15 protein-coding genes, 1 tRNA gene and 1 pseudogene are annotated in these 17,277 nt (G+C 40.9%); 10 read left to right on the top strand and 7 right to left on the bottom strand.

Annotation, left to right across the window (positions count from 1 at the left end):
- Positions 1 to 5 precede the first annotated feature (5 nt).
- The 3 genes from trhP to abeS all read left to right on the top strand — a co-directional run bounded on the left by trhP (position 6) and on the right by abeS (position 2,206).
- Entirely contained in the window at positions 6 to 1,376 is a 1,371-nt protein-coding gene (trhP, locus tag F984_RS05915) for a prephenate-dependent tRNA uridine(34) hydroxylase TrhP (RefSeq protein ID WP_004707812.1), read from the top strand.
- Between the two features lie 2 nt (positions 1,377 to 1,378).
- Positions 1,379 to 1,642 carry a YfhL family 4Fe-4S dicluster ferredoxin gene (locus tag F984_RS05910; RefSeq protein WP_004707811.1) on the top strand — a complete coding sequence of 88 codons (264 nt, stop codon included), beginning with the start codon at positions 1,379 to 1,381 and terminating at the stop codon, positions 1,640 to 1,642.
- 234 nt (positions 1,643 to 1,876) lie between these two features.
- Positions 1,877 to 2,206: a multidrug efflux SMR transporter AbeS gene (gene abeS / locus F984_RS05905; protein WP_000121131.1), complete on the top strand. Its 330-nt coding sequence runs from the start codon at positions 1,877 to 1,879 to the stop codon at positions 2,204 to 2,206.
- A gap of 70 nt (positions 2,207 to 2,276) precedes the next feature.
- Here abeS and F984_RS05900 read toward each other — a convergent pair whose 3' ends face one another.
- The 5 genes from F984_RS05900 to adeL all read right to left on the bottom strand — a co-directional run bounded on the left by F984_RS05900 (position 2,277) and on the right by adeL (position 6,547).
- A complete protein-coding gene (locus F984_RS05900) occupies positions 2,277 to 3,053 on the bottom strand; it encodes an ABC transporter ATP-binding protein (RefSeq protein ID WP_000438610.1) in 777 nt (258 codons plus the stop codon).
- A gap of 9 nt (positions 3,054 to 3,062) precedes the next feature.
- Positions 3,063 to 3,776 carry an ABC transporter permease gene (locus F984_RS05895; RefSeq protein ID WP_000569982.1) on the bottom strand — a complete coding sequence of 238 codons (714 nt, stop codon included), beginning with the start codon at positions 3,774 to 3,776 and terminating at the stop codon, positions 3,063 to 3,065.
- The gene (locus F984_RS05890; protein ID WP_000010370.1) at positions 3,773 to 4,462 is read right to left on the bottom strand and encodes an ABC transporter permease; all 690 of its coding nucleotides are present in this window, start codon (positions 4,460 to 4,462) and stop codon (positions 3,773 to 3,775) included. Before F984_RS05890 ends, F984_RS05895 begins: the two co-directional genes overlap by 4 nt.
- 91 nt (positions 4,463 to 4,553) lie before the next feature.
- Positions 4,554 to 5,339 (bottom strand): ABC transporter substrate-binding protein, encoded by a 786-nt coding sequence (locus F984_RS05885; RefSeq protein WP_002049251.1) that lies wholly within the window; start codon positions 5,337 to 5,339, stop codon positions 4,554 to 4,556.
- A gap of 176 nt (positions 5,340 to 5,515) precedes the next feature.
- The gene (gene adeL, locus F984_RS05880; protein ID WP_002049092.1) at positions 5,516 to 6,547 is read right to left on the bottom strand and encodes a multidrug efflux transcriptional repressor AdeL; all 1,032 of its coding nucleotides are present in this window, start codon (positions 6,545 to 6,547) and stop codon (positions 5,516 to 5,518) included.
- 197 nt (positions 6,548 to 6,744) lie between these two features.
- On the opposite strand from adeL, the gene adeF reads away from it, so the two are divergent.
- Genes adeF through adeH form a run of 3 tightly spaced genes read left to right on the top strand, consistent with a single transcriptional unit; the run spans position 6,745 to position 12,612 of the window.
- A complete protein-coding gene (adeF, locus tag F984_RS05875; protein WP_004707806.1) occupies positions 6,745 to 7,965 on the top strand; it encodes a multidrug efflux RND transporter periplasmic adaptor subunit AdeF in 1,221 nt (406 codons plus the stop codon).
- Positions 7,966 to 7,971: 6 nt separating this feature from the next.
- Positions 7,972 to 11,151 (top strand): multidrug efflux RND transporter permease subunit AdeG, encoded by a 3,180-nt coding sequence (gene adeG / locus F984_RS05870; RefSeq protein ID WP_004707804.1) that lies wholly within the window; start codon positions 7,972 to 7,974, stop codon positions 11,149 to 11,151.
- 12 nt (positions 11,152 to 11,163) lie between these two features.
- Positions 11,164 to 12,612 (top strand): multidrug efflux RND transporter outer membrane subunit AdeH, encoded by a 1,449-nt coding sequence (gene adeH, locus F984_RS05865; protein ID WP_004707803.1) that lies wholly within the window; start codon positions 11,164 to 11,166, stop codon positions 12,610 to 12,612.
- A 40-nt stretch (positions 12,613 to 12,652) separates the two neighbouring features.
- On the opposite strand, the gene glyA is transcribed toward adeH, so the two are convergent.
- On the bottom strand, positions 12,653 to 13,906 hold the full coding sequence (glyA, locus tag F984_RS05860; RefSeq protein ID WP_002049224.1) for a serine hydroxymethyltransferase: 1,254 nt from the start codon (positions 13,904 to 13,906) through the stop codon (positions 12,653 to 12,655).
- Between the two features lie 60 nt (positions 13,907 to 13,966).
- Between glyA and F984_RS22995 the strand changes: the two are divergent.
- Positions 13,967 to 14,044, top strand: a pseudogene (locus tag F984_RS22995) (hypothetical protein); the annotation flags it as partial.
- Positions 14,045 to 14,152: 108 nt separating this feature from the next.
- Here the strand turns inward: F984_RS22995 and F984_RS05855 are convergent.
- Positions 14,153 to 15,382, bottom strand: a complete 1,230-nt coding sequence (locus F984_RS05855; protein ID WP_004707800.1) for an alpha/beta hydrolase — start codon at positions 15,380 to 15,382, stop codon at positions 14,153 to 14,155.
- Between the two features lie 248 nt (positions 15,383 to 15,630).
- Between F984_RS05855 and F984_RS05850 the strand changes: the two genes are divergently transcribed.
- The 3 genes from F984_RS05850 to F984_RS05840 all read left to right on the top strand — a co-directional run bounded on the left by F984_RS05850 (position 15,631) and on the right by F984_RS05840 (position 17,265).
- Complete coding sequence (locus F984_RS05850; protein ID WP_004707798.1) at positions 15,631 to 16,317, top strand: 3'-5' exonuclease; 687 nt, start codon at positions 15,631 to 15,633, stop codon at positions 16,315 to 16,317.
- Positions 16,318 to 16,466: 149 nt separating this feature from the next.
- The gene (locus F984_RS05845; RefSeq protein ID WP_004707796.1) at positions 16,467 to 17,087 is read left to right on the top strand and encodes a hypothetical protein; all 621 of its coding nucleotides are present in this window, start codon (positions 16,467 to 16,469) and stop codon (positions 17,085 to 17,087) included.
- Positions 17,088 to 17,188: 101 nt separating this feature from the next.
- Positions 17,189 to 17,265 (top strand) — tRNA-Arg (locus F984_RS05840).
- Positions 17,266 to 17,277: the final 12 nt, after the last annotated feature.

Below are 17,277 nucleotides of genomic sequence, written 5' to 3'. Positions count from 1 at the left end.
ATTTTATGAAAACCGAACTTCTCTCTCCCGCAGGTTCTCTTAAAAACATGCGCTATGCATTTGCTTATAGTGCAGATGCAGTATACGCAGGCCAACCTCGTTACAGCTTACGTGTACGTAATAATACTTTTGATCATGACAACTTAAAAATCGGAATTGATGAAGCCCACGCTTTGGGTAAGAAGTTTTATGTTGTGGTAAATATTCAGCCACATAACAGCAAATTAAAAAACTTTATACGCGATCTTGAGCCAATTGTGGCTATGCAGCCAGATGCTTTGATTATGTCTGATCCCGGCTTAATTATGATGGTACGTGAGCATTTTCCAGAAATGCAAATTCATCTATCGGTTCAAGCCAACGCTATTAACTGGGCCACTGTTAAATTTTGGAAAGACTACGGCCTAAGTCGTGTGATTTTATCGCGTGAATTATCTTTAGAAGAAATAGAAGAAATCCAGCAACATGTGCCAGATATTGAACTCGAGGTTTTTGTACATGGCGCTCTATGCATGGCCTACTCAGGCCGCTGTTTACTTTCTGGATATATGAACAAGCGTGATGCCAACCAAGGTGCTTGTACCAATGCTTGCCGTTGGGACTATAAACTGCATGAAGCCCAAGAAGATGCAAACGGCGATATAATTCCAGTTACTCAGCTCAATGAGTCAGAAAAGTCTTGCTGCTCATCAGCACAATCAGAAACAACCTCTGTCCAAACTTTACTCGTACAACGTAATAATGAAGAAATGTTTGCTGCCGAAGAAGATGAACACGGCACCTATTTTATGAACTCTAAAGATTTACGTGCGGTACAACATGTAGATCGTTTAACAAAAATGGGCATTGCCTCACTGAAAATTGAAGGCCGTACTAAATCCTATTTTTATTGTGCTCGCACTGCTCAAATTTATCGAAAAGCCATTGATGATGCATTAGCAGGTAAACCTTTTGACCCAAGTTTAATGACCCAACTCGAAGGTTTGGCAAACCGCGGTTACACTGAAGGCTTTTTAAGACGGCATGTACATAGCGAATATCAAAACTATACTGACGGATCATCACACTTTGACTATCAACAATTTTGTGGTGAAGTTTTAGAACGTCACGGCGATTATATTCGCATTGAGGTGAAAAACCGTTTTGTGTTTGGCGACTCACTTGAACTCATGACGCCTCAAGGCAATATCAGCTTTACCTTAACCGAAATGCGCGATTTAAAGGGCAATCCAATTACAGATGCTAAAGGTTCGGGACATTTTGTTGAGATTCCACTTTCACAAGATGTTGATGTTAGTTATGCCCTACTCATACGCAATTTGCCGCATGCGAAAGAAAGTATTACTGCCTCTACATTGGCTTATTCAGTGAGTTAAACATGGCCCTTTTGATTACGAATGACTGCATCAATTGTGATATGTGTTTACCCGAATGCCCCAATACAGCTATTTTTGAAGGAAGCAAAGTTTATGAAATTGATTCATCTCGTTGTACCGAGTGTGTAGGCTTTTACGATGCGCCAACATGTAAAGCGGTTTGCCCAATCGATTGTATAGAACCAGACCCTGCACATATTGAAAATAGAGAGCAATTATTAGAGAAATTTAAAGGTCTGAATTTAATCGGCTCATTCTCTTCTTAAAACCATTTAGAGGATCAAGTTAAAATCACTGATCCTCTTAAATGACCATGCAGATCAATGATTGAATAAACGAATAAATAGCTGAGACCACTTTGCTAGTGATAAAATCAATTTATCAGTTCAGTTTGGTTTACTGGTACTTTTGTACCAAAAAATTGAACAATCGTTAAAACTGGTCAAATCATTTCAACATTTCATATAGATTGATTAAAACCCTTTCTGGCGCAGCTTCCCATGTCTTATCTTTATTTAGCAATTGCGATTGCTTGTGAAGTTATTGCAACTTCAGCATTAAAAGCATCTCAAGGCTTTACTGTTCCCATTCCGTCTATTATTACGGTTGTGGGTTATGCAGTTGCTTTTTATTTATTATCTCTTACTCTCAAAACAATTCCGATCGGGATTGCCTATGCCATTTGGTCAGGCGCAGGTATTATTTTAATTTCTGCAATTGGCTGGATATTTTACAAACAGCATTTAGACTTAGCTGCCTGCATTGGTTTAGCTTTAATGATCGCGGGTATTGTGATTATTAATGTATTTTCTAAAAATACTCATCTATAAAATATAATTAAAAAGCAACCGAGTATGATGAGAATGTTAAAAAAGTTTCACCATACTCGGTATCAACAGCTTATTTTAAACTGCCCGTCAAAAATTGCTTTAAACGCTCACTTTTCGGGTTGTTAAGTACTTCATCAGGATGTCCCTGTTCCTCAATTTTCCCTTGATGCAAGAAAATCACCTGATTAGACACATGACGTGCAAAGCCCATTTCATGTGTGACTACAATCATAGTACGACCTTCTTCAGCCAAGCCTTGCATTACTTTTAGTACTTCACCTACCAACTCTGGATCAAGTGCGCTGGTTGGCTCATCAAATAACATCACTTCCGGTTCCATAGCTAAAGCACGAGCAATTGCTACACGTTGCTGCTGACCACCAGATAAAAATGCTGGATATTTACTCTCAACACTTTCAGGCAATCCAACTTTACGTAGATACTTGCGTGCACACTCTTCTGCTTCAGCACGTTTTACTCCAAGTACATGGATTGGCCCTTCAATGACATTTTCTAGCACTGTCATGTGTGACCATAAATTAAAGTGTTGAAACACCATCATGAGCTGGGTACGCATTTTTTGTAGCTGCTTTGGGTCAACTACTTTTAAATTGCCTTTTTTATCAAAGACTGTGCGTAGTTTTTCACCATTGAGCTTAATCGTGCCATTACTCGGTTGTTCTAAAAAGTTGATACAACGCAGCAAGGTACTTTTACCTGAACCAGATGAACCAATAATACTAATTACATCACCGGCATTTGCATCAAGTGATATTCCTTTAAGTACTTCATGATCGCCAAATGTTTTGTGTAAATCACGAATCACTAGTTTTGCAACCTGTTCCATTTATGTCTCCTAATGATTCGATGGCTTTAAAAATGCCAACCAACGTTTTTCCAACTTACGAAATATCCAAATCAAAATAAAAGCCAGCACTGCATATAACACCGCAGCAATGCCAAAAGCACTGAAAGTGTCATAGGTTGCTGCATTCACATCACGCGCAATTTTTAAAATGTCAGGAACTGTTGCTGTAAATGCAATGGTTGTGGCATGCAACATTAAAATGACTTCATTGCCATAAAACGGTAAAGCACGGCGTAACATCGACGGAATGATAATACGTGTGTAGAGTTTCCATTTTGACATACCAAAAGCTTGAGCAGCTTCAATCTCACCATGTGGAATAGAACGAATCGCTCCAGCGAAGATTTCAGTGGTATATGCACCAGTATTGAGCGCGAATGCCAAAATGGTGCAATTTATGCCCTCTCGAAAGAATGCATCGAGAGTTTGATGTTCATGGACATAATCAAAGCTATAAATACCCGAGTAAATAATTAACAGTTGGATGTACAGTGGTGTGCCACGAAAAACATAAGTAAACAACCAAACTGGACCACGCAACCAGATATTTTCTGATACTCGTGCAAGTGACAAAGGCACAGCAAGCACAAACCCAATACCAATAGAAAGCACCAATAACCAAGCAGTCATCGCGACACCGGTCATTTGTAGGCCATCAGTCCAAAGGTATGCTTTCCAATATTGTTGAAGGATTTCAATCATAATTGCCCCTTCCTCACACCAGCAGAATAATGACGTTCAAGCCACATTAAGATCAGGTTCGACACGGTAGTAATGACCAAATAAATAGCGGCAGCCACGATGCTGAAAAAGAACAGTTGCATGGTACTTCTACCCGCATCTTGCGTAATTTTTACAATGTCAGTCAGGCCAATAATGGAAACAAGCGCGGTCGCCTTAATCAAAACTTGCCAGTTGTTACCAATGCCGGGCAACGCAAAACGCATCATTTGAGGGAATAATACACGGTGAAAAACCTGCCACGGCGTCATCCCATAGGCCATTGCTGCTTCAATTTGTCCCCTCGGAACCGATTGAAATGCACCACGAAAGGTCTCGGTAAAATATGCACCATAAATGAACGCTAAGGTAATCACACCAGCCACAAATGGGTTGATATCAATCTGGTCCATTTGCAGTGCTTCAGTAATTTGGTTTAAACCCAACTGCAAGCTATAAAATAACAGCAGCATAATCACTAAGTCAGGTACACTACGGATGAGTGTGGTATAGGCGGTCGCAATATAACGTAAAGCTTTAATATTAGAGAGTTTTGAACTCGCACCAATTAAGCCAATAATGACAGAAAGCAAGAGTGATAACAGCGCAAGCTGTATGGTCATCCATGTTCCGCTGAGAAGGAGTGGCCCATAGCCAGAAAAAGACATGACTCATCTTCTCCTTAAAAACAATATCTAATATTGATGAGATGAGAATAGATTTAAAAATGTCGGCACTTAGCCGACATTTTTCACATCATTAGTAAATGCTAAAAGAGAAGTATTTTTTCTCGAGTTTCTTGTATGTGCCATCCGCAATGATTGCAGCCAGTGCCTTGTCAATATTCGCTTTCAAGTCTGCATCTTCTTTACGTAAGCCGATAGCCGCACCTACCCCCAATGTTTTCACATCAACCACATTACCACCAGCAAAAGAGAAGTTTTTACCTTTCGGTTGTTTTAAGAAAGCGCCATCAACCATGATTGCATCTTGTAAAGTTGCATCCAAACGACCAGACATCATGTCTTGGTAAATCAAATCTTGAGTTGGATAAGGAACAACACTCACACCTTTTGGAGCCCAATAGGTTTTAGCATATGTTTCTTGAATAGTGCCCTGCTGTACACCGACACGCTTACCTTTTAATGAAGTAGGTGTTGGCAAAAGCGGCGAACCTTTTTTTGCAACCATACGCGTTGGCGTGTTATAGATTTTGCTGCTAAATAAAATTTGTTTCGCGCGTTCATCAGTAACGGTCATTGATGAAAGAATGCCATCAAATTTTTTCGCTTTAAGCGCGGGAATCATCCCGTCAAAAGAGTTTTCCACCCAAACACATTTGGCTTTAAGCTTTGCACAAATAGCATTACCCAAATCAACATCAAAACCAGTTAACTTGCCATCTGGTGTTTTATATTCAAACGGCGCATAAGACGACTCAGTACCAAAACGAATCACCTTCCAATCCTTTGCTTGAACATTCGTTGCAACAGCAGCCAAAACTAAGGTTGTTGAAACGAACATTTTTTTCATAAAGCTTGCCATCTTGAAGCTTCTCCTTAAAATCCTAATAAGGTGATAAAAACTTGAGCAATTTCTAAATTACTCTTCTGCCGAAATAATTGCAATTTCTATACCAGTAAATTAAGGATTTATGAAGATGTCTAAGCAATGAACTGTATTGACGGTTTAAATGTTGAAAAATCAATCAAATTTTAAGATTAAGTTTTGAGTGTATAAGCTTCAGCAATATTGTGCTGCTCGACCAAAGTACGAATTGTATATTCATGACCAGTTTCTTTATCACAGGCAAATTCACATTTCTGGTCGAAAGGTAAAGCCGTACCGCCAAGTAATGGACAACCTGCAAAAAGTTCAGCGACCCAATCTACAAACACTTTTACTTTGAGTGATAAATGACGATTTTGAAGATAAACTGCTGAAATTGGCATCGGCGCTGGCGTCCACTGAGGCAATACTTCTTTTAACAAACCCGATTCTAAATGGTTGGTGAGCATATAACGTGGGCCTTGAATTATACCGAAACCTTGCAAAGCCAAGTCGATATAAGCATCACCGTCATTTACAGAAACACGTCCACGTACTGACACACTTTTAATTAAATCATCAACGACAAAGTCCCAATCGAAGTTGCGTCCGGTACGGCTTGAAAAGAAGTGAATCGCTTTATGGTTTTTTTGCAAATCTTCAATTGAGGTAGGTTCGCCATATTTTTCTAAATAAATCGGTGAAGCAGCAGTTGCACACTGGAAAGTTCCGATACGACGCGCAATTAAGCTTGAATCTTTTAATTCACCGACCCGAATTGCACAATCGACAGCCTCTCCCACCAAGTCTACAGGTCGGTCATTTAGACCAATCACTAAATCAATATCAGGATAGCGTGCATGAAAATCGCGTAGTCTTGGAATTAAAATTAAACGGCCAATGGATACAGGCACATCAATACGAAGCTGACCCCTTGGCCCCCGCTCTGCATCATGAAAGGAAGATTCAATATCGGAAACATCCGCTAAAATACGGGCTGTCCGATCATAATATACGGCGCCATCCGGTGTGAGACTAATTTTTCGTGTTGTCCGATTCAGCAAACGAACTTGTAAATGCTTCTCTAAAGCCTGAATAGTTGTGGTCACAGAAGCACGCGGTAAACCCAAACTATCAGCTGCTAAACTGAAACTATTTGTTTCAACCACTTTGTTGAACACTCTCATGGCATGAAATAGATCCACACGCACACTCCTATTAATGCATTTCTTTATTCAAATACATCAATTGTTATAAAAATACGAATAGTGTTATCGAATTTAATATATTTATTCGTGATTGACAAACTTTTATGCTCCGTCCATTCCATAAACCCTGTTTCTCCCATACGGACCATAACTAAAAGTCTGAAAACAGGTATCCAAATAACTAGGAGCACCTCATGTCATTTTCCCGCAAACAGTTTGCACTGTCTGCCATCTTTGTCGCCATTTTGGCTACAGGGGGCAGTTTTATGTTTTTACATGAAAATGCCGATGCAAAAGCTGCACCGACCAGTGCCCAACAAGCTGCTACTGTTGATGTAGCCCCTGTAGTAAGCAAAACCATTACCGATTGGCAAGAATATTCCGGTCGTTTAGAAGCAATTGATCAAGTTGATATTCGACCTCAAGTTTCAGGAAAACTTATTGCCGTACATTTCAAAGATGGCAGTCTTGTTAGAAAAGGCGATTTACTATTTACCATTGACCCACGTCCTTTTGAAGCAGAACTGAATCGTGCAAAAGCCCAGCTTGCTTCAGCTGAAGCACAGGTAACATATACCGCAAGCAATCTTTCACGTATTCAACGTCTCATTCAGAGTAATGCTGTTTCTCGCCAAGAGTTAGATTTGGCAGAAAATGATGCACGCTCAGCCAATGCCAACCTACAAGCCGCGAGAGCTGCAGTTCAATCTGCCCGCTTAAATCTAGAATATACCCGTATTACTGCACCAGTCAGCGGCCGGATTTCACGAGCTGAAGTGACCGTGGGCAATGTCGTCTCTGCAGGTAACGGTGCACAGGTCTTAACAAGTTTAGTGTCTGTATCCCGTCTTTATGCATCTTTCGATGTGGATGAACAAACTTACCTCAAGTACATCAGTAATCAGCGTAACTCAGCACAAGTTCCTGTCTATATGGGACTTGCCAATGAAACAGGCTTTACTCGCGAAGGTACGATCAACTCAATCGACAATAACCTGAATACAACCTCAGGTACGATTCGTGTTCGCGCAACTTTTGACAATCCAAACGGTGTTTTATTACCGGGTCTATATGCACGAATCCGTTTAGGGGGAGGCCAACCTCGCCCAGCGATTTTGATTAGTCCAACCGCGGTTGGTGTCGACCAAGATAAACGCTTTGTTGTAGTCGTTGATGCGAAAAATCAAACTGCTTACCGCGAAGTAAAACTCGGCACACAACAAGATGGCTTGCAAATCGTAAATAGCGGATTACAAGCGGGTGACCGTATTGTAGTGAATGGTTTACAGCGGATTCGTCCGGGTGACCCTATTACACCGCATCTCGTGCCTATGCCAAATGCACAAATCACTGCTAACGCTACTTCTTCTCAACCTCAGCCAACAGATAAAACATCAACTCCGGCAAAAGGTTAATCACATATGAATATTTCTAAATTTTTTATTGATCGGCCGATCTTTGCTGGTGTGTTATCAGTCTTGATTTTACTCGCCGGTCTCCTTTCGGTATTTCAGTTACCGATTTCTGAATATCCCGAGGTTGTTCCACCATCTGTGGTGGTACGTGCTCAATATCCGGGTGCAAACCCAAAAGTGATCGCTGAAACAGTTGCTTCTCCGCTCGAAGAATCAATCAACGGTGTCGAAGACATGCTGTATATGCAATCTCAAGCAAACAGCGACGGCAATTTAACCATTACGGTGAACTTTAAGCTCGGTATCGACCCAGACAAAGCACAACAACTGGTTCAAAACCGTGTGTCTCAGGCCATGCCCCGTTTACCTGAAGATGTACAGCGCTTAGGTGTCACGACTTTAAAAAGCTCACCTACTTTAACCATGGTAGTGCATCTGACCTCCCCAGATAATCGCTATGACATGACCTACTTACGTAACTATGCGGTACTCAACGTGAAAGACCGTTTAGCGCGTTTACAAGGGGTTGGTGAAGTCGGATTATTTGGTTCTGGTGACTACGCGATGCGCGTGTGGCTCGACCCACAAAAAGTAGCACAGCGAAATCTCACAGCAACTGAAATTGTGAATGCCATTCGTGAACAAAACATTCAGGTTGCAGCAGGTACAATTGGTGCTTCGCCAAGTAATTCACCTTTACAACTTTCAGTCAATGCTCAAGGTCGTTTAACCACTGAGCAAGAATTTGCAGATATTATTTTAAAAACTGCACCAGATGGCGCAGTTACCCGATTGGGTGATGTTGCTCGTGTTGAACTTGCAGCTTCACAATACGGCCTACGTTCATTACTTGATAATAAACAAGCAGTCGCGATTCCAATTTTCCAAGCTCCGGGTGCGAATGCTTTACAAGTTTCGGATCAAGTACGTAGCACGATGAAGGAACTTTCAAAAGATTTCCCATCTTCAATTAAATACGACATTGTTTATGACCCGACTCAATTCGTACGGGCCAGTATTAAAGCGGTCGTTCATACCTTGCTTGAAGCAATTGCACTGGTTGTTGTTGTCGTTATTTTATTCTTACAAACATGGCGTGCCTCAATTATTCCATTGCTTGCTGTACCGGTTTCAATTATTGGTACATTCGCGCTCATGCTCGCTTTTGGTTACTCCATCAATGCACTTTCACTGTTCGGGATGGTACTTGCTATTGGTATTGTGGTCGATGACGCAATTGTGGTCGTCGAAAACGTCGAGAGGAATATTGAAGCTGGCTTAAATCCAAGGGAAGCGACTTACCGTGCCATGCGAGAAGTGAGCGGACCGATTATTGCGATTGCATTAACACTTGTAGCCGTGTTCGTTCCACTTGCCTTTATGACAGGCTTAACTGGACAATTCTATAAACAATTTGCCATGACCATTGCCATTTCAACAGTCATTTCGGCATTTAACTCACTTACCCTCTCTCCAGCTCTGGCAGCAATGTTACTTAAAGGACATGATGCTAAACCTGATGCCTTAACACGTATTATGAATCGTGTATTTGGACGTTTCTTTGCACTGTTTAACCGTGTGTTTTCACGTGCTTCAGACCGTTATAGTCAAGGTGTCAGCCGTGTTATTTCCCATAAAGCTTCGGCAATGGGTGTCTATGCAGCACTTCTAGGTTTAACCGTTGGTATTTCCTATATTGTTCCAGGTGGTTTCGTTCCTGCGCAGGACAAACAATATTTGATTAGCTTTGCGCAGCTACCAAACGGCGCATCATTAGATCGTACCGAAGCAGTCATTCGTAAAATGAGTGATACTGCACTTAAACAACCTGGCGTGGAAAGTGCGGTTGCCTTTCCCGGCCTATCAATTAACGGTTTCACTAATAGCTCGAGTGCCGGTATTGTCTTTGTGACCTTAAAACCATTTGATGAACGTAAGGCTAAAGACTTATCTGCAAATGCTATTGCAGGTGCACTCAACCAGAAATATTCAGCTATTCAAGATGCCTATATCGCGGTTTTCCCACCACCACCAGTGATGGGCTTAGGTACTATGGGTGGCTTTAAACTGCAACTTGAAGACCGAGGTGCCTTAGGCTATTCAGCCTTGAATGATGCTGCACAAAACTTTATGAAAGCAGCACAATCAGCCCCCGAACTTGACCCAATGTTCTCAAGTTATCAAATTAACGTACCTCAACTCAACGTAGATCTGGACCGTGTAAAAGCTAAACAGCAAGGCGTTGCTGTGACAGATGTTTTCAACACTATGCAGATTTATTTGGGTTCTCAGTACGTTAACGACTTTAACCGCTTTGGACGTGTTTATCAGGTTCGTGCACAAGCTGATGCGCCTTTCCGTGCTAACCCTGAAGATATTTTGCAACTTAAAACCCGTAATAGTGCCGGCCAAATGGTGCCATTATCTTCATTGGTAAATGTCACTCAAACCTATGGTCCTGAAATGGTCGTTCGTTATAACGGTTACACATCAGCAGATATTAACGGCGGACCTGCACCGGGCTATTCATCTAGCCAAGCTGAAGCTGCGGTTGAACGTATTGCTGCACAAACTCTGCCGCGTGGTATCAAGTTTGAATGGACAGATTTAACTTATCAAAAAATCTTGGCCGGTAATGCAGGACTTTGGGTATTCCCAATTAGCGTATTACTCGTGTTCTTGGTTTTAGCTGCTCAGTATGAAAGCTTAACCCTACCATTAGCAGTTATCTTAATTGTACCGATGGGAATCTTAGCGGCTCTGACAGGTGTCTGGCTGACTGCTGGAGATAACAACATCTTTACCCAAATCGGTCTAATGGTACTGGTCGGGCTAGCCTGTAAAAATGCCATTTTGATTGTCGAATTTGCGCGGGAACTTGAAATGCAAGGCGCGACTGCCTTTAAAGCAGCCGTTGAAGCAAGTCGTCTACGTTTACGCCCAATTTTAATGACCTCTATTGCATTTATTATGGGTGTCGTACCACTGGTGACTTCAACTGGCGCAGGTTCTGAAATGCGACATGCGATGGGTGTTGCCGTATTCTTCGGCATGATCGGTGTAACATTCTTTGGTTTATTCCTCACCCCGGCCTTTTACGTTCTGATTCGTACCCTCAACAGCAAACATAAACTACATTCTGCGGCAGTTCATGAAGCGCCGTTAGCTAGCCCACACGATCATTAAGGAGGGCATTTGGTGATTACATCAAAACAAAACTGGTTGTTGTCCTCACTCATGGGAAGCCTGCTCCTTGCAGGCTGCTCATTAGCCCCAGAATATCAACCTGCAAAAGTTATAGTGCCAGTCAAATTCAAAGAATCTGATCCAAAAATTGAAGATAATAACTGGAAGATTGCCCAACCTGCCGATCAACAAACTCGTGGTGAATGGTGGCGCATTTACAATGATGCTCAACTGAATGAACTTGAACAGCAAGCTATCGCAGGCAATCAGAACCTTAAAGCGGTGGCAGCCAATATTCAGGCTTCACGTGCACTACGTTCGGCAGCTCAAGCTGAGCGCTTACCAAGTATTGATGCCGGATTTGGGCCAACCCGCCAAAAGCCGTCTCCGGCTTCACTCGGTTTAGATGACAATGCACATACTTCGGCTCACACCTTATGGCGCGCTCAAGCCAATGTTTCATATGAGCTCGATTTATTTGGTCGTGTAGCAAGTAGTGTCAATGCAGCAACAGCAGATCTACAGCAACAAGAGGCTTTATATCAGTCGGCACTTTTAGCTCTACAAGCAGATGTTGCTCAAGGCTATTTTCTGATACGTCAACTTGATACCGAGCAAGCAATTTATAACCGAACAATCAAATTACTAGGTGAAACACGAGATTTAATGCAGCTTCGTTTTAAAAACGGACTGGTCAGTGAATTAGATGTTTCTCGTGCACAAACCGAACTTGCTACCGCACAAACCACTGCCCTAAATATTGCTCGTAACAGAGCCAGTGCAGAACATGCGCTTGCAGTCTTATTAGGAAAACCACCAGCGGACTTTAACTTGCCAGTTCAACCTTTAACTGCAAATAGTATCCGTCTCCCTACTGGTTTGCCATCAACTTTACTTGAAAGAAGACCCGACATTGCGGCTGCAGAGCGTGCAATGGCAGCAGATAATGCACGTATTGGAATTGCTCGTGCAGCATTTTTCCCAAAACTCAGTCTTACAGGAGCTTTAGGTTATGAATCTTCAAATTTAAGCGAGTTGGGTAAATGGTCGAGTCGGACTTTTTTACTAGGACCTATCGCTGGTACTATTTTGTCGTTACCTTTATTTGATGGTGGACAACGTAAAGCAGGCGTTGCTCAAGCACGAGCAGCTTATGAAGAAAGCGTTGCGAATTATCGGCAAACTGTACTAAACGCATTTCGCGAAGTTGAAAATGGTTTATCTGATCAAAGAATTCTCGATCAGCAAATTCAAGCTCAAAACCAAGCACTCTCCTCTTCTCGTCATGCCAATCAACTTTCTCATTTACGTTATCGAGAAGGTGCGATTAGCTATCTTGATGTCATTGATTCTGACCGTACTATTTTGCAACAAGAACAATTAGCAGCTCAGCTGAAAGGTAGCCAAATCATTGCAAGCATCAATTTAATCCGTGCTTTAGGGGGCGGTTGGAGTAGTTAATAAAAAAAGCGCCTTACGGCGCTTTTTTTATATACACAAATTATTTTGCATATACAGGGAATTTTGCACAAACAGCTTCAACTTTTGCTTTTACATCAGCAATAACTTTTTCGTCACCTTTGCTGTCAATCACATCAGCGATCCAACCAGCAAGTTCACGAACTTCAGCTTCACCAAAACCACGAGTTGTTACTGCCGGAGTACCGATACGGATACCAGAAGTCACAAATGGAGAACGTGGGTCATTTGGTACTGAGTTTTTGTTCACAGTAATGTGAGCAGCACCTAACCAAGCATCTGCATCTTTACCAGTTACGTCTTGTTTGATTAAAGATAACAAGAATAAGTGGTTGTCTGTACCACCAGAAACAACATCATAACCACGTGCGATGAATACTTCAGCCATCGCTTGAGCATTTTTCACAACTTGTTGTTGGTAAGTTTTAAAGTCATCAGACATTGCTTCTTTGAAGCAGATTGCTTTAGCAGCAATCGCATGCATTAATGGACCACCTTGGTTACCAGGGAATACAGCTGATTGAAGTTTTTTCTCGATTTCTTCATTCGCTTTCGCAAGGATTAAACCAGAACGTGGACCACGAAGTGTTTTGTGAGTTGTCGTTGTCGTTACGTCAGCAATTTGAACTGGGTTTGGATATACACCAGCAGCAACAAGACCAGCAACGTGAGCCATATCAACAAAAAGGTAAGCGCCAACTTTGTCCGCGATGTCACGGAAACGTTGCCAATCTACAACACGGCTATAAGCAGAGAAACCAGCAACGATCATACGTGGCTTGTGTTCTAACGCTAAACGTTCAACTTCTTCGTAATCGATCTCGCCAGTTTCAGCATTTAGTCCATACTGAACAGCGTTATACGTTTTACCAGAGAAGCTAACTTTTGCACCGTGAGTCAAGTGACCACCGTGAGCCAAGCTCATACCCAAAACTGTGTCGCCTGGGTTAAGAAGTGCTAAATACACAGCAGAGTTAGCTTGTGAACCAGCATGTGGTTGAACGTTTGCGTAATCAGCACCAAAAAGTTCTTTAGCACGGTCAATCGCCATTTGTTCAATAACATCTACATATTCGCAACCGCCATAATAGCGTTTGCCAGGATAACCTTCTGCGTATTTGTTCGTAAGTTTTGATCCTTGCGCTTCCATCACAGCAGGAGAGCAATAGTTTTCAGATGCAATTAACTCGATATGTGCTTCTTGACGCTCACCTTCAGAAGCAATTGCTTGAGCTAATTCTGGATCAAATTCAGAAATGGAAATATTGGCAAACATTAGCGGGGGTCCTATAAATTAGGGCTTTTAAGCCGTGCTAAGATTGCGGCATATTGTAGCATGAACTTTATAATTAAACAGAATCAAGTTAGCTCAGTTTTAAATAAAAATGGCTCAATTTTTATAAAAAATGAGCCATCAAATCTAAAATAATTTATAAACACTTAAAAAGCTTTTAATTAATAATTTTCCAAAGTTAAATTTAGCTTTTCATAGCAATAAAAAAACCTTAAATATCAAATACTCTTATTGAGCTGCCAGCAAGTTTTGTACATTTCCAACAATGTTATCTACATTACTGCTCATTGCCGCCTCATGGTCCCAATTACCCGTTACATAGCTATTAATCTTTGTACCGACGACAGTGGCATTAGATATCAAAATATCAGTAGCTACTTTCGGAACTGTTGTATCTGCTAGCCCCTGATAAATAATAATCGGTGTAGTGACTTTTGCCTGTAAAGGTTGAGAATCTTTATCTAAGAATGTTTTAACTAAAGGTACTGCCATAAAATTAGGTTGTGTACGCGTATATCCATCCAGTGTTCCATTATGCTCTGTAGCATACTTAGTCATACCTGCACCAAAGGCTTGCCCCAATGGCCCTGCACAAACTGTTTCCGCCTGCTGTGCAGTACTTGCTGTTTGTGAAGTAAATACTTGGGAATAATCAAAGCTTGGCTGTGTATTTCGAATGCCGGCTGTCACTAAAGCAGTATATGTATCAAGCTGCGCATACATTGGAATCTTTTTATCCACAGTTGCATTAGCAACAGCCTGTTCACCTGCAATTAAAATAAATCCTAGATTTGAAGCTGGTGCTACCGCTACTGTACCTTTATAGTCTAGCTGCGCACGGCTCGCATATTGTGCAGCGCCCAATGCAGCATGCCCACCTTGCGAATGTCCTACAGTAACCCACTTTTTCGAAGTTAATAAATTCCGTTGTAATAAATAATTGCGTGTTGCTACTACTGCATCGGTAATTGAATAAGCTTCACTTTTAATATTTAAAAATGGATGTATACCTGGTGTACCTAATCCCTCATAATCTGGTGCAACCACCACATAACCCGCTGCAAGAAGTTTACTAATTAAATCTTTAGTACTGTCTGTTAATGCCGATTTACTCGGTGCACATGCATCTGCAACCCCTGTCGTACCATGTGCCCAAACCACAATTGGCCAACCGCCTGCTGGTGGTGGAGTAGTTGGTGTAAATACTAGACTTGTTGCCTGCACCTCTTGTCCACTTTGACCTAACATTTTATAAGTTAAAATACTACTTTCAGCAGCAACCGCTCCTAAGTTAGTACTTGTATAAGCATCGACCTTAACCACTGGATTTTGAATATTATTGGCTGGAGTACCTGATGGATCAGTAGTTGCTGGACTGTCATCGCTACTTCCATCTCCACATCCCGTCAATAGTAAACTTGTGCTAAGAACACTGGTCATGAACAATTTCATTTTCATTCGTATATCTTCCTTAAATTCAATTTTTGTTGTGCTTTAGTTTTTAATGAACATTTTAAATGTCTTACAAACAATTACGCCTAATCTTCATTTTTCGCAAGTGATATTTAATCAAAATGAACAGCGAGATTTTCTACTTTTCAACATAAATTGCATTTGATAGCTCATCTAGCCTTACTCTATGTTTTAAAGTAGATAGCCAACTGTTAAGATTGATGGTTACTTGTAATTGTTTAAAGGTTCAAAAGATGCAAGCCATTATTTTAGATACAGAAACTCATACACTAAATGGTTTGCCTATTGAAATTGCATACGCCCCTATTGAACTTAATGCAGGTAAGCTCACTTTAGATAAAAGCAAATTGTTTGATCAGCTTTATCAGGTGGGAGCTCCGATCTCTTATGCTGCAATGGCTGTTCACCATATCTTAGAGTCCGACCTAGAAAATCAGCCTCACTATAAAACCTTTAAATTACCTGATAGCACAACTTATATTATTGGCCATAATATTGATTATGATATTGCCGCAATTGCTCGCTGTGGCGTCGATGTATCTCATATTAAACCGATTTGTACTTTAGCTTTAGCACGTAAAGCTTGGCCAGATGCCGAAGCTCATAATATTTCTGCACTCATTTATATGATTTCCCAAGGTAGCGGTAAAGCTCGAGAAATGCTGAAAGGTGCTCACCGTGCCGACGCTGACATTATTTTAACTGCCAATATTTTGATGCATATTATCTATCATTTAAATATTCAAGATATTGAAGAGCTTTACCAAGTTTCTGAAGAAGCCCGTATTCCGCATACGATTAATTTTGGTAAGCATAAAGGTACGGCAATTGCTGAACTGCCTAAAGATTATATTCAATGGCTTCTACGTCAGGACGAGCTCGATGTCTATTTACGCAAGGCATTAGAAAGCGCATTTTAATTTCCTTAAATAGATGATATTCATAAATTCTTCATCAAATTGTCATTTTTGAGTTTTATCTTTAATCCCATTTATATTTTATTAAGAAGAGTACTGTTTGATTGAGAAAAATCAAACAGACTGCTTCATTTTTATATTGGGGAAATACAATGTCTGGTTTTTATCGAACCAATTTGGGAAGAGTTGCGCTTCAACAACGTAATATTACGTTAAATGCAAAACAAAGACGTTTACTTCTATTAATAGACCATGAAGATTTTCAAAGTCTCGATACCGAGTTTAAAAAGCGGATCGCCCCACCAGAACTGATACAACAGCTCATTGACTTAAAACTAATTGCCCCTTCTAGTGAAAATTATTCAGAGTTACCTGAACAAATATCTCCCCAAGAGTCATCTATAACAACTAAAGAAATACATCAAAAAAATGTTGACGAGAATAAAAGTAATGATTTAGTTGGAGAAATTCAGGTTCCTCAATCAACGTCTGCGCCTTCAAATATTGAAAATAACCAACCAAGCATTCCAGTTCAGCAACTATCTTTTGAAGAAATACAACAGTTGATGAAGCAAAGCTTAAGCCAATACTGTGGCCTTATGGCAAAGCCACTTATTCAAAAAATAGAGCAAATAAAAACACTTCAAGAACTTAAAATGTGCCAAATGCAATGGATTACCAGTTTGCAGGAATCACGTATTCCTCCTCATGAGCTAGCACATACGCTCCATTCTATTAATTATTCAATTCAGCTTATTCAGCAACGCATCTAAAATAGAACAAGCTGCTGTTTAATTAAGCATTAAACTCACTTGGTACGTATTTCGTGCTTTACCTACCGGTGTTTTTTTCCTATGATGTGCCCCACACATGTGCGCTCGTAGCTCAGTTGGATAGAGTACAGGTTTCCGAAGCCTGGGGTCGTGGGTTCGATCCCCGCCGAGCGCACCAATCTAATCTATA

Source organism: Acinetobacter nosocomialis NIPH 2119, assembly GCF_000368085.1.
In the GTDB taxonomy this organism is placed as follows: Bacteria; Pseudomonadota; Gammaproteobacteria; order Pseudomonadales; family Moraxellaceae; genus Acinetobacter; species Acinetobacter nosocomialis.
The sequence above is the reverse complement of the archived record's forward strand: the minus strand, read 5'-3'. Positions and strand labels throughout refer to the sequence as shown.